Origin of the sequence: Rhodococcus sp. Chr-9, assembly GCF_000801125.1 — a bacterium.
Classification (GTDB): Bacteria; Actinomycetota; Actinomycetes; order Mycobacteriales; family Mycobacteriaceae; genus Rhodococcus; species Rhodococcus pyridinivorans.
The window spans coordinates 1-13,471 of the sequence record NZ_JTIZ01000106.1 but is presented as its reverse complement, the minus strand read 5'-3'; the positions used below and the strand labels follow the sequence as shown (position 1 = coordinate 13,471).

The 13,471-nt window shown below is 65.7% G+C and carries 8 protein-coding genes and 1 pseudogene; 2 read left to right on the top strand and 7 right to left on the bottom strand.

Annotation, left to right across the window (positions count from 1 at the left end):
• Positions 1–36 precede the first annotated feature (36 nt).
• Positions 37–1,317 carry a serine hydrolase domain-containing protein gene (locus QR64_RS16205; RefSeq protein WP_039586224.1) on the bottom strand — a complete coding sequence of 427 codons (1,281 nt, stop codon included), beginning with the start codon at positions 1,315–1,317 and terminating at the stop codon, positions 37–39.
• Positions 1,318–1,497: 180 nt separating this feature from the next.
• Here QR64_RS16205 and QR64_RS16200 point away from each other — a divergent pair, with 180 nt between their 5' ends.
• Complete coding sequence (locus QR64_RS16200; protein WP_039586223.1) at positions 1,498–2,544, top strand: zinc-dependent alcohol dehydrogenase family protein; 1,047 nt, start codon at positions 1,498–1,500, stop codon at positions 2,542–2,544.
• A gap of 12 nt (positions 2,545–2,556) precedes the next feature.
• Here QR64_RS16200 and QR64_RS16195 read toward each other — a convergent pair whose 3' ends face one another.
• From QR64_RS16195 to QR64_RS16175, 6 genes and pseudogenes are all read right to left on the bottom strand, one after another.
• Positions 2,557–4,794 (bottom strand): glycoside hydrolase family 3 C-terminal domain-containing protein, encoded by a 2,238-nt coding sequence (locus QR64_RS16195; RefSeq protein WP_052227343.1) that lies wholly within the window; start codon positions 4,792–4,794, stop codon positions 2,557–2,559.
• A complete protein-coding gene (locus QR64_RS16190; RefSeq protein ID WP_231782095.1) occupies positions 4,791–5,984 on the bottom strand; it encodes a DUF3322 domain-containing protein in 1,194 nt (397 codons plus the stop codon). Before QR64_RS16190 ends, QR64_RS16195 begins: the two co-directional genes overlap by 4 nt.
• An 11-nt stretch (positions 5,985–5,995) precedes the next feature.
• The gene (locus tag QR64_RS28050; protein WP_235367207.1) at positions 5,996–6,475 is read right to left on the bottom strand and encodes an SbcC/MukB-like Walker B domain-containing protein; all 480 of its coding nucleotides are present in this window, start codon (positions 6,473–6,475) and stop codon (positions 5,996–5,998) included.
• Positions 6,476–9,149: 2,674 nt separating this feature from the next.
• Positions 9,150–9,240: pseudogene (locus QR64_RS28045) on the bottom strand (ATP-binding protein); the annotation flags it as partial.
• 41 nt (positions 9,241–9,281) lie between these two features.
• Complete coding sequence (locus QR64_RS16180) at positions 9,282–9,881, bottom strand: DUF4194 domain-containing protein (protein WP_033097366.1); 600 nt, start codon at positions 9,879–9,881, stop codon at positions 9,282–9,284.
• Positions 9,878–11,356: a DUF3375 domain-containing protein gene (locus tag QR64_RS16175; protein WP_019288152.1), complete on the bottom strand. Its 1,479-nt coding sequence runs from the start codon at positions 11,354–11,356 to the stop codon at positions 9,878–9,880. The genes QR64_RS16180 and QR64_RS16175 overlap by 4 nt, the downstream gene beginning before the upstream one ends.
• Positions 11,357–11,540: 184 nt before the next feature.
• On the opposite strand from QR64_RS16175, the gene QR64_RS16170 reads away from it, so the two are divergent.
• Positions 11,541–13,343, top strand: a complete 1,803-nt coding sequence (locus tag QR64_RS16170) for a TerD family protein (protein ID WP_052227342.1) — start codon at positions 11,541–11,543, stop codon at positions 13,341–13,343.
• Positions 13,344–13,471 lie beyond the last annotated feature (128 nt).

Below are 13,471 nucleotides of genomic sequence, written 5' to 3'. Positions count from 1 at the left end.
GTTCTGGCCGTACCTGGTCACCGGCCGCCGGTACGATCAGCCTCCCGGCGTCGGCGCGGGTGCGCTCTCCTCCGCTCCGGGAGCCCGTGCCGGATCGCCCGGCGGCTGATAGCTCGAGCCGTAGAAGATCGGCAGGATGCCCTTGACGAGGGTCAGCGCCGAACCTTCACCCGACGGCACCGTCGACAGATTCGTCGCGATGACGATCGTCAGGTCGGTCTTCGGATCGTGGCCCATGAAGGTCATGAAGCCCGGAAGCTGCCCGTCGTGTCCGAGCAGCGGACCGAACTGGGCCATGCCGAGGCCGTAGCCGGCGGTTCCGCCGCCCACCGACTGCACGCTGTCGAGCCGGGTCTGCTGCATCTGCTCATCGAGCAGACCGCCCCCGACCAGCGCCTTCACGTAGGTGGTCATGTCGTCGACGGTGGAGATCGCAGCGCCCGCGGTCCACGTCCACGACGGGTTGTCATCGGTCACGTCGTTCGGCTTCAACGTTCCTGCAACTGCTGCGGCCTGCTCGTCCTCCGGCAGTGCGAAGGTGTCGATGGTGGAGACGTTGGTGCCGAACATGTAGCCCTGCGGATGCGGATCGGGAATGGAGGAGTCGTCGTTCGCCGGGAACGAGGTGTCCGCCAGTCCGAGCGGGACGAAGATGCGTTCGTCGAACGCCTCCGCGATCGGCATGCCGGTCAGTTCTTCCACGACGAGTCCGAGCAGCACCGTATTCGTATTGCTGTATTCGAACTGCTCACCGGGTGGGAAGTTCACGGGATAAGAGAACGCGATCTCGAGCAACTCCTCCGGCGTCCACGCCTTCTCGGGCTCGCGGTCCAACGTCGCGTTGAACTCCGGGTCGAAACTGTAGCTGTACAGGCCGCTCCGCATCTCGGCGAGCTGTGCGATCGTGATCGTGTCGCCGTTCGGGACACCGTCGACGTACTTCGAAATCGGGTCGTCGAGCGACAGGCGACCTTCCTGCACCAACTGAAGGACGGCGGTGACCGTCATCGTCTTCGTGTTGCTGCCGATCCGGAAATGGTCGTCGGCGGAGATCGGGTCGTCGGTGTCGATGGTGGAGGTTCCGAAGGTGCCGGTCCAATCACCGCGGTCGGGGGAGCTGATCTGTACTACCGCGCCGGGAATGGCGTTGTCGCGCATCAACTGTTCGACGGTCGATTCCAGTTCGGCCACGTACTCGGGCCGAGCTTGATCGGAGGAGGTCGGCGACGGTGTGGATTCGGGCTCGGTGGTATCGGAACTGCACGCCGAAGCGGTCAGTACGGCCACCGTCAGGAGCGACGCTGCGAGTGTCTTCATCAATCGTCTGCTTTCGGGATCGGTGGTCCCCGAAAGAACAGGGGACTCTGTGATGGTGTCACGAATTCGGACATTTCCCGCTGTCGAGGTGAATTTTTCACCCCTTCCGAACGATTCCGCTCGCAGTGTCCCTCATGTCATCCTGGAACAGGACCGAATCCGCGTTCGGGAGGTCGAATCATGAAGGCACTGGTGTTCCACGGGCCGGGGAAGCGATCCTGGGAGGACGTTCCCGACGCGACGATCCAGGACAGTACCGATGCCGTGGTGCGCGTCGACGCCGTCACCATCTGCGGCACCGACCTGCACATCCTCGGGGGGGATGTGCCCGAGGTGACCGACGGCCGGATCCTCGGCCACGAGGCCGTCGGCACCGTGGTCGAGGTGGGGGACGGAGTGCAGACACTCGCTCCCGGCGACCGAGTGCTCGTCTCGTGTATCACCGCGTGCGGTACGTGCCGCTTCTGTCGCGAGAGCCGGTACGGGCAGTGCCTCGGAGGCGGCGGCTGGATCCTCGGGCACCTGATCGACGGCACCCAGGCCGAATTGGTCCGAGTTCCGTACGCCGACAATTCGACCCACCGCATTCCCGACGGCGTGAGCGACGAGCAGATGCTCATGCTCGCCGACATTCTGCCCACCTCCTACGAGGTCGGCGTACTCAACGGCTGTCTTCGACCGGCCGACGTCGTCGTCGTCATCGGAGCCGGACCCATCGGACTCGCCGCGATCCTCGCCGCACGACTGTTCAGCCCGAGCCGCATCGTCGCCGTCGACCTCGCCGACAGTCGCCTCGACGCGGCGAAGGCGTTCGGGGCTAACGTCGTGGTCAACAGCGGTCGCGACGACGTGGCGGCCGTCGTCCGAGATCTCACGGGAGGTCTCGGCGCCGATGTCACCGTGGAGGCCGTCGGCTATCCCGAAACGTTCGAGCAGGCGGTCGCGCTCGCTCGGCCGTGCGGACACGTCGCGAACATCGGCGTGCACGGCAAACCTGCGACCCTGCACCTCGAGGACATCTGGATCAAGAACCTGACGATCACCACCGGCCTGGTCGACACCTACTCGACGCCCACACTGATCGGTCTCGTGAGCAGTGGTCAGCTCGACACGTCGCCGATGATCACGCACCGGTTCGCGCTCGACGAGTTCGAACAGGCCTACGACGTGTTCTCTCGCGCCGGCGAAACCGGTGCGTTGAAGGTGCTCCTCACCGCCGGTTCGTGACCGGCTCTGCCTTCACTCCTGCTGGTTGACCACATCGAGAAGCTGCTGGATCTGCTCCGACTCGACCCCTGGAGCGAATCCGGCGAGGCGACCGAGCGGCATCGACGCTGCCATCTTCAGAACACTCTCGTCGACCCCGACGTCGCCGCCGAGCGAACCGAACGCCTGCAGGACGATCTCGGCGGCCGCGGGGTTCTGGAACAGTTCTCCGAGAGACGATTCCATCGTCAGCGGAATTCGCACCGCGTCGCCCGTCACGTCGACGGTGAGCGTCTGCCGGATGTCGCGGCTCGACGCACCGATGTCGATGCTGTACGTGCCACCTTCGACCACCCAGGAATCGACGCGGGTGTCCCAGTAGGCGAGGTCGTCGCGTCGGATACTCACGGTCACACGTTGCGATTCGCCGGAATCCAGACGGACCTTGGTGAAGCCCTTCAACTCTCGCGGCGCCCGAGCAACGGACGAACCGGGTGCACCGGCGTACACCTGCACGACCTCGGCGCCCGCACGCCCACCCGTGTTGGTGACGGTGACGTGCACCGTGAGATCGCCGTCGGATTCCACAGCGGCATCGGAGTATTCGAACGTCGTGTACGACAAGCCGTGACCGAAGGGGAAGGACACGTCGAGGCGACGCGCGTCGTACGAGCGGTATCCGACGAACAATCCTTCTCCGTACCGCACGTGGCCGTGTTCGCCCGGGAAGTTCGTGTGCGCCGGGGTGTCCTCGAGCCGGATCGGGACGGTCTCCGCGAGGCGGCCGCTCGGATTCGCGTGCCCGTAGAGCACGTCGGCGACGGCGCCCCCACCGGCCTGCCCGAGCAGCCACCCTTCCACGATCGCAGGAACACGGTCGGCGAAGCCGCTGAGCCGCACGACACCGCCGTTCGACAACACGACGACGACGTTCGGGTTCGCCGTCAGCACAGCATCGAGCAGCGCGGTTTGACGCTGCGGGAGTTCGAGGTCGTCGCGGTCGAAACCTTCGGATTCGAGTTCGGCGGGTAGACCGAGGAACACGACCGCGATATCGGCGTCTGCGGCACGCTTCACTGCCTCATCGACGAGTTCGGCCGAGTCCGATCCGTCGAGCGCGTAACCGGCGGCGAAGGGAACGTCCCGGCCGGACAGCGACCGGATCTCGTCGAGCGCGTTGTCGAGGCGCGTCGGTTCGATCCGGGACGATCCAGCGCCCTGGTAGCGCGGCGTGCGGGCCAGTTCGCCGATCACCGCAATGTTCGCGCCGGTGGCGAGGGGGAGCAGGTCGTTCTCGTTGCGGAGCAGCACGATGCTCTGCGCGGCCACCTCGCGTGCGAGGGCGTGATGGGCATCGGCGTCGAAGGTCGCGCCGGGATCGGACGCAGCGACGGCCTTCTGCACCAGTTCGATCACCCGCGCGGCTGCCGTGTCTAGGACCGATTCGTCGACCGTGCCCGCCCGTACGGCCGCGACGATCTCGGCGTCCGTACGACCTCCTGTGGACGGCATCTCGAGATCCAGACCTGCCGCGAGGGACGCGACGCGGTCGTCGACAGCACCCCAGTCGCTCACCACCAGACCCTCGAAACCCCACTCGCCGCGCAGGACGTCGGTGAGCAGCCACGGGTTACGGGACGAGTACACCCCGTTGATCCGGTTGTACGAGCACATCACCGTCCACGGCTGCGCGTCGCGCACGACCCGCTCGAAGGCCCGCAGATAGATCTCCCGCAGTGGCCGCGGGTCGACGTCGGCGGAGACCCGCATCCGGTCGGTCTCCTGGTTGTTCGCCGCGAAGTGCTTGAGCGACGCGCCGACACCCTGCGACTGCATGCCGTGCACGAGCGCAGCGCCCAGAACACCCGAGAGCAGCGGATCTTCCGACAGGTACTCGAAGTTCCGGCCGCACAAGGGGGAGCGCTTGATGTTGATACCGGGCCCGAGCAGGACACCGACCTGCAGTGCGCGGGCCTCCGCGCCCAACGCCGCGCCGACGCGCTCGAGCAACTCCGGGTCGAAGGAACACCCCAGCGCGACGGCAGGCGGGAAGCAGGTCGCGGGCACGGACGAGTGCAGACCGAGATGGTCGCCCTCGGCGGTCTGCTTCCGCACACCGTGCGGCCCGTCGGTGAGCATGATCGAGGGGATGTTCTCGCGCGCAACCGGTTCGGTGTGCCAGAAGTCGAGGCCGCTGGTGAGCGACGCCCTCTCCTCGACGGTCAGTCGCGCCACGATCTCGAGGGGTGAGCGGAGGGCCGGTTCGGTCATGAGACTCCTTCTCCAAGCGCGGTCGGATCCATCCTGGTCGAGTCTCGATCATGTCCGATCGCGCCGGTGAAGGCGCGGGCAAGTTCCTCCATCACGTGCGGCCACGGAATCCGCTCCTGCTCGAGGCGGAGTCGTTCCACGCGCAACCGCGTGAAGACCTCATTTTCCGCGGGCGTCAGTCGCATCGGCACGTGCGAGCTGGGGGACGGTTCCTCTACCGCGAGAGCACTCCACGCTTCCAGGGTGTGGAGGTCCATGAGGAAACTGCGCACGTCAGGCAGGTAAGCGCGGAAACGGTCGAGAATCACGAAGCCGTGCGTGTCGAGATCACCCCAGTAAACGACATCCGAGTCGGCGAGCCAGGATAGTGCGGCCAGTTCGTGCACTGCGTAACCACTGCCGTGTACGGCCACGGTGCCCGGCAGATCAGGCAGCGCATGGAGGCCCTCTTTGTTCTCGAGGACCAGTATGCGCTCCGGGTGGAGCGGCAACTCGGCGAGCTCGTCCAGCGGCGCTGCACAATGTCGCGGTGCCGTGGGTAGCAAGGTGCGGTCACAAACCGCAATTTCGCACAATCGAGGCACCGAACGCACACCGAGGTCACGATTCCCCACAGCGCCTTCGAGAAGTACCTCGACCAGTCCGCGATGCCGCGAAATCCACTTGGTATCCACACCGGGCACCGGAAGCTGCCGAATGAAAACGTCCGAAGCCGGATGGTCGGCCAGCCACCGGACCACGCCGACAAGGCGCACGAAGTCGGCTTCGCCGAGTTCGAGCCACCGTGAAAGCGTCGAGCCGATCGCGTCGGCAAGCGCGGGGGTACCGGGTGCCAGAATCTCCACCAACTGCACCCGCCGGGCGGTGAGCCTGTGCCATTCGGACATCCGGCCTGCCGCGGCGGCAATCTCACCGGGACCTGCAAACACGACCCGCACCGGCACATCCTGCGTGCCGAAGCTCGGCCAGCGCCGCGTCTCCCAGTGCACGCGACCGATTCCGCGGTGCATCTGCCAGGCGCGCACCCATGCGACCACGGCGTCGGGATCCTCCGCGACCTGCCGTTCCGAGGGTGGGTGCAACGCAATCGACAGTGAATCGGATTCGGCTGCAATTGGATCGGCCACCCACTTGCTGCGACGATTCCGGTAGGCCGTCTCTGCCCTGGTACTTACGGCTGACGGCGGCACGCACACTGTACTCACTCGCGGGGCTCCTCCGCGCTGCGGATCGGCAACAAGGCCAGCTGCGAGTACTTCTTGTCCCTGATGCTCACCGCGGCCACCCCATCAATGTAATCGTCGAGGGTTTGCAGCAACTTCAGCGGCGTCGCGAGCACCATATGGAAACCGAATCGGGTGAACACGTCGAGTGCTCGCCGCGTGTACGCAGGATCTGCACGGTCGAATGCCTCGTCGAGGATCACCGTGCCGTAGCGCGGCAACTCTTCCCCCGATGCCGCCAGCTGATAGCGCAGGGCGGCGGCGAGACAGAAGAACACCAGTTTCTGGGCCTGCCCACCCGACAGGCCGGAGCTGGAGTCGTGGAAATTGACGTCCACGCCCTCCCCGTCGACCTCGACTCCGATGAAGCCGACGTGCAGGCGGGTGTCCAGTACCAACTGCCGCCAGCGCCGGTCGGCGGGTTCGCCCGAGTCGAGGCGTTCGAGGATCCGCTCCATCTGTTCGAACCGTTGCTCGGCGGCGACCCGGTCCTCTTCCTTGAACGAGCCGCTGACAATGCGCTGCAGTTCCGCGAGGAAATCGGCCGCGGCAGGCGAACGCCGATCCTTCACATCGATCCGCAGAGTCCGGTCGGTGTCGAACGGAGAACGCCGGAGCGATTCGTTCACCGGCTCGATACGGGAACGGATCTCGCCCGGTGCCCTGCGGATCGCGCGGGCCAGCTCTCCGATGTTGCGGCTCGATTGGTCGTTGAGTAGCCGGAAGAACTCGTCCTCGTATGCGGGTAATCCGTCGTTGCGCAGTCGAGTGAGCACCGCGAGAGCATCGTCTACGTACTCTGCGTCGGAGCGCATCTCGGCGCGTCGTGACTCCCATTCGGCGAGATAGGCGGTGAGGATCGCGGTGATGCGCCGCTCGGCGTCCGTGGTTCTCGTGAGCGCCGCACGGTGCTCGTCCGTGATGGTTCGTCCGACGGTATGCAGCAACCGGTCGATGTTCTCGCTCGTCGGTCGACGTGCGGCAGCATCGAAGCGTGCGCGGATGCGCTTGTCGATCCCGTCGGGAACCGCCGAATCGGCGTGTGCTTCCACTTCTGCAAGCCGCTGCCGAGTGTGCTCCACATCGCCACGGTGGCGTTCGAGACCGGATCCGGCTGCGGTATACGCTGCGCGGGCCTCCTTCTCCTCGGTTTCCGCACGGGCAAGATCGAGCGTGAGCGAGGCGTACTCGGCATTGCCCTGCAACCATCCCTCGAGTCGATGCTCGATCGCGCCAACCGCTGCCTCGGCCGCTTCGACGTCGATGTCGGCCCAGGTCGTGTCGAGGATGATCTCCGCCGCGTGTCGACGCTGCTGTACCGTGCACTCTGCGTGCTCGAGCAACTCCTGCCGACGTTGCAGGCGGGCGATCTCGGATTCGACCTCGCCGATGCGGCGACGCAGATCGGAGATCTTGGTTTCGTTGTCGAACCCGAGCACCCATCGGCTGCGGTCGTCGACGCGGTACCTGTCGTCCTTCTCGTGCCGCTCGCCGCCGTGCTTGACCTGACCGGCCCGGGTCACGCCGCGCGGCACACCTCTCAGGTCGTCGACGGTCGCCACGCACGCATAGTCGAAACGCTCGGCGAGGTGGTGCTGCAGCCACGCTGCGAGCGGTCCCGGCCGCACGTCCAGTTTTCGAACCAGCGATTCGTCACCGCTCGCCGGGGTGGCAGGTCGGCCGGAACGAGTACGCACCCGGCGGTACACCAACCGGGTGCCGAGATGCTGCGCGTCGACCACTGCTGCAACGCGTGAATAATATTCGTCGGGTACGAGCATCGTGCGAGCAAGCCCGCCGAGTACGCGCTCGATGGGGCCGGTCCACTCGGCATGCTCGGAGCGCACTTCGAGGAGTTCGCCCGCGAAGTGCAACATGTCTTCGCCGAGACCAGCTGCGGTGCAGACCAGTTCGCGTATCCGCAGTAGAGCGGGATCGAGATTGGAGCGTCGCCGGGCGAGCAGCTCTCGGTCGGCGATGAGTTGTCGGTGTTCGGAACGCAGTGTGCCGAGTGCTCGCACCACCTCGTACACATCGTTTCTGCGTGTACCGACTGTCGCGTCGAGCTCACGCAACTCCGTTTCGAGCTGGGCTCGCAGATGCGCGAACTCCTCAGCGGTGGTCGGTGCCTCTGCTTCCCACGATCCGACGGCGGTGTCGAACCTGCTCCGTGACTGTACGGTCCGAGTCAGGTCGGCTTCCGCCGCGTCGCGTTGCAGCCTGAGAGTGGACAACCGTCCACCGTCGGTGGTTTCGATCCGCACCCGCAGATCGAGGGTGCGCTCGGCCGCGCGCTCGGCTTCCACCGAGGTCTTGTCGACGGCAGTCTGCAACAGTCCGATCTGTGCGTAGGCCTCGTCGAGCTTCTCTCGCAGCAGATCCACCGTCATCCGGGCATGCACGGCGTCGAGGTGGTCGTTCTCTTCCTGTAGTTCGCGTTGTTGCTGGAGGCCTCGGCGGCGAACCTCCGCGAGACCGACAAGGGGATCGAGTGCCTCGACTTGCCGACGCGCGTCGACGACGACACGGTGCGCCTCGCGCAGGTCGCGGAACTGGGACGTCGCGCGATCGGCCATCGCGAAGGTGTCGGGTTCGTCGAGCATGTAGTCGCGCAGCAACTGATCGAGACTGTTCAGACTCTTGGCCGACAGTGTTCGGTGCAACAACCGTTGGGCCGCCTCCGACGAAATGCCCAGCTTCGCGCGGAAGGCGCGAGCGAACGGCGTGTAACTGGGATTGACAGTAGCCCCGGGCCAACGCTTTCGGATGCCCCGGGTGTCGATACCGCGGCCGGCGAACGGCTCGAGATCGATCAGGTCGAAATCAAAATCGAAGATCAGATGCAGGTGAGAGACATCGTTGTTCGCGTTGGCTCCACGCCGCAGGTGCATGAGCTTGACGAGCGTCACGGGCGCGGCACCGTCGCCGGTGCGGTAGGTGAGCGCGACGGCACTCCAAGTGGCGCCCGTACGTAGATAGGAAGCGGTCAGGGAGTCGGTATCGACGTCGGCTTCGCGCCGCCACGCACCGCGGATGTAACTGACGAAGTTGCGCCCGGAACCGGCCGCGGATTCCTGCGCGGCCGCGTTGAATCGGACACTGCCGCCCGGCATGAGCACCGTGGAGATCGCNCGGATCCCGACGCGCCGGTGATCAGGAAACCCTTGCGCGCAATCGGAATGTCGTGGTGACCGTGTAAGGTTCCCCAATTCACCACCTGCACGCGGGCAAGCCGGAACTGGGACGGGTGGGGAGGGGTGGCCGTCACGGCTGACTCTCCGCGACGATGTGCCGGAACTCCGCTTCCACAGCAGCAACCTGATCGGCATCGAACAACTGCCGCAACACCGGAGAGACTTCCATCCGACCCTCCGTCGACGTCGACGCGAGAAGGCTGTACTTCTTCAACTTCTCCCACGAAGCGTTGACCCTGCGCCGGAAACCGGCCGGGTCGGTACTCGTGGCCGCACGGTACATCTCGAGCTGCCCGGCCATTTCGTCGAAATCGACGATGACCCGATCACCGGGTTGTGCGCGGAGGAGCAGCTGCCGCAGCGACAACAGCATCACGGTGTCCATGAATGTCAATCGCTCGGTGCGCAACACTGCGGGGGCCTTGTGATCGCCGGTTTCGGCGGGACGGGTGAATGCGAGCTGTTCGTCCTCGTCGACGACGAGATCGAGAAACACATCGGCCAACCGAGAACGCAGCACGCGCTCGTCGCGGATCACCGTCCGCCACACCTCGGGATGCTTGCCGGCGGTAATGAGCGGACCCTTGAGGAGCTGGACCAATGCGCGCCGGGTGTCGAGTTCGAGTTCGCCGGTGTCGCCGGGATACAGCCCGGTCGTGGTGTCGGTCATAGGCTGTCCTGTTCCAAGGTGGTGAAGGCAGGATCGGTGGGATCGAACAGATGCCGGCGTACCGTGGCCACCCGTTCGACGCCGGATGGGGAGCTCCAGCAAATCTCCTCATCGCCCTCCACGCGGTGTCCGTGCTCGACGGCGAGAACCAGAAGCCCGATGGCGCTTGCCAACCCTTGGGTTGCGGGATGTTCGCGCAGGACCTCGCCGATCGTCGCGCTACCGCGCACGCGCAGTGTGGCCGCTATGCTACCGACCAGCTCGTCCATGTCGATTTCCGATTCGCGGACGATGCGCCGCAGATCGTCGAGGTCGACCTCACCTGGCGTCTGCGACACCACCGGTTCGGCCACCAGATCGTCTGCGGGATTGTGCAACTGTAATGCCGCGACCGATTCGATACTCATGCCGATCCGCACCAGGTCGAGGTCGAGCGGTTCATAAGGCTTGCGGTGGGGTGCCACCTGCAGAGCGTGCTGTTGCGCCGAGCGCAACAGACGTTGCAATCGGCGATGTTCCTCGTAATGGCGGGACTGCACGAAATGCCGCAGTGAGCGTGACAGCGACGTCATCGTCGCATGCACTTCGCCACCTGCGTCCTCCATCTCGGTGAGCAAGGATCGGAACCGATGACGTTGCTCGGGAGACAGGCTTCGGGCGAACGGACGAGTCAGTACCGCCTCGATCCAGTCGTCGAGCTGTGCAGACCGTTCGGGATCGATGATCATGTCGTAGAACCCGGTGAAGCTGCGTCCTGCATCGGAACTGCCGATGAGGTCGACACCTCGGAAGACCTCGCCCAGAGTGTCGCCGCGGTCGCCTTCGTCGTCGAGGATCCGTGCGCGCAACTCGCGATTGAGCCCTTCGAGTTCGGCCCGTACTCGTGCGAAATCCCCGGGGATCTCGCCGGCAAGCGCGAGGATCTCCGACACGCGTTCCGCGGCCCGTGGGCCATCGAGGACAGGGAAGTCGCCGGATTCCACCGCTGCGATCTGCCGGTCGAGTGCGTCGCGCTCGGCCCGCAGCGTTGCCAGACGGGTTTCGCTCCGTGGGTCCGAATCGCGGGCCAGCGCCTGCAACTGGCTCGACAGGGTTGTCAGTCGTGATTCCGTGATCGAACTGGTGTCGGTCGTCAGTTGCGCAACGAAATTCAGTGCGACGAATGCGGACTCGGTCGGCTCCAGCGTCTCTTCGCGCGAGCCCGTATCGGCACGTCGGAGCAGAAATCCGGCGCGCACCCAATCTGCGCAGTAGGCCTGGGCGGTGCGTGGAAGGTCGAATCCCTGGTCGCGGAGGTCCTGCAGGTCTGCGTCGAGGCGGGCGAACAGTTCGGGGGCGGGAAGTCGCCGGGTTCCCCGATCGAAGTGTCGTCCCAGCATCCCGAGGATTGCGGGGGCGTGGTCGGCGCGCAGCAGCGTCCACGCGGCGTGCTGATCGCGCAGCCGCGTCAGGCGGTACAGGTCGGCAGTCGACACAGCTTCCCTCTCGCTTCGATCGCGCCCATGGTGGCACACGCCTACGACAACCGCCTCCTACGGGATCGGCTCGATGTCGGGGCGGTGACGACAGTGTCGGCAACGACGACAGTGTCGGTAACAAGGGCCACAATGTCCGACCGTGTCGGTTTTCGTCGGGGGATGAACGCGATCGGAGGATGACGTGATCGAAGTGCACGCACCCGCGGAGGGCGCCGTGACGTTGCCCCGCGACCATCGATGGGTGGTGGTCGACGTCGAAACCTCGGGTGTGCGGTCCAACGCCCACAGGGTCCTGAGCGTGGCCGCCCTCGTGTTGCGCGAGGACGGCTCTGTCGAGCAGGAGTTCTCGACCCTCGTCGACCCCGGCTGCGACCCGGGACCGGTGCACATCCACAACCTCACGCGGGAGCGCCTCACCGGGTCGCCACGCTTCGAGGACATCGCCGGTGAACTGGCCGGGATTCTCGACGGCGCCACGATCGTCGCCCACAACGCGTCGTTCGACTACGGATTCCTCGACGCCGAGTTCCGTCGGGCCGGCACGTCGCTGCCGGCGGAGCACCGTCTGTGCACGCTCGCGTTGTCGCGCCGGCTCGAACTCGACGTCCCCAACTTCCGATTGGCGACCCTTGCGCAGCACTGGCAGGTCCACCAGCTGCAGGAGCACGACGCCTACGACGACGCGCGCGTCCTGTCGGAGATCTTCCTGCGCAGCGCCGCGATGGCCGACAACCTGCAACTGCCGCTGCCCGTCGTCAACTGCCGCAGCCGCAAATCGGTGTATCCCGCATCCGTTCCGCGGGTCGCGTGCCAGTGGAAGAACCCGGGTCGCCTCGGCAACGATGGGCTCGTCCAAGGCATGAAGGTCGTGATCAGCGGCTCCACCGTCACTCCGCGGGTCGCACTCGCGAACCGGCTGACCGACGCCGGACTCGACGTGATGAACAACGCGAGCAAGCAGACCAGTGTCGTGGTGTGCAACGACCCGACCGTGCAGACCGCCAAGGTCCGCAAGGCGATGGCCGAAGGCATTCCCGTGATCAACGAACACCAGCTCGAGGACCTGTTGACGCGAGTGCGGCCGGGCGAACCGAAGGTCGCGACCGTCGTCGACATCATCCCACCGCCGGAACCGCAGGTCGCGGTGGTGCCCCCGGTCCGGCCGCCGACCGGGCGGAAGCCCAAGATGTGGACCGGACGCAAGGTGCTGTTGCTCGGCGGCACGCATCTGCAAGCCGTCATGATGCGCTCGCGCCTCACTCAGCTCGGTGCCCGGCCGGCCCTCAACTTCACGGCCGCCGTCACCGACGTGCTGGTCCTCGAAGGGGGAGAAGCCGACAAGCGGATGGCGCGGGTCGCGGCACGTGAGCTGCCCGTCCTGCGACCCGACGACGTCGATGCCGCAGTGGAGAACGGAGTGATGCCCCCGCACATGCGGGTGGAGTCACGGCTCACGGCGCCGGTGCTGTCCCGCGGTGAAGTGATCGACCTGCCGTCCGACAGTCACCGCTGGGCCGTGAACGTCGCCTGGAAGGCCGAAGCTGTCGGCGACGAATTCGATCTCGACATCGTCGCCTTCCTGCTCGGCGCCGACGAGAAAGTCGACACCGACGACGACTTCGTCTTCTACAACAATCCGCTCTACGACGACGGCGTCATCGAACTGACCATCGACGGTTCGAGTGAGCACTGCATCCGCGTCGACCTCGCGGAGCTTCCCGCCGAATGCGAACGCATCGCCATCGCAGCGGCCATCGACGGCAACCGCACCTTCGGCGAACTCGGCGCGGTATCGGTCGCGGTCGACAGTGAGACCGGCACCGCCGCGACCTTCGTGCTCGACGCCGGCACCACCGAACGAACCATGGTCCTCGCCGAGATCTACCGCCGCGCCGGCAAATGGCGGCTGCGCGCGGTGGGGCAGGGGTACGACGACGACCTCGCGGCCCTCGCACGCCGGTACGGGGTGGATGTCGATGACTGATCTCCGCTATCGGGTTGGTGTCGGTGCTTGGGGCACCTTCTCACTGCATCCGCTCGCGAAATTGCTATCTGCACCTGCCGTACGGAAGTTGTCAACCTGTCTGAGACAGATGGGTGATGTTGATTCCG

Excerpts from the sequence above, each read along its gene's own strand:
- QR64_RS16180 (WP_033097366.1), bottom strand. The coding sequence starts at position 9,881 with ATGACCGACACCACGACCGGGCTGTATCCCGGCGACACCGGCGAACTC.
- QR64_RS28050 (WP_235367207.1), bottom strand. The coding sequence starts at position 6,475 with ATGGAGCGGATCCTCGAACGCCTCGACTCGGGCGAACCCGCCGACCGG.
- QR64_RS16205 (WP_039586224.1), bottom strand. The coding sequence starts at position 1,317 with ATGAAGACACTCGCAGCGTCGCTCCTGACGGTGGCCGTACTGACCGCT.
- QR64_RS16195 (WP_052227343.1), bottom strand. The coding sequence starts at position 4,794 with ATGACCGAACCGGCCCTCCGCTCACCCCTCGAGATCGTGGCGCGACTG.
- QR64_RS16200 (WP_039586223.1), top strand. The coding sequence starts at position 1,498 with ATGAAGGCACTGGTGTTCCACGGGCCGGGGAAGCGATCCTGGGAGGAC.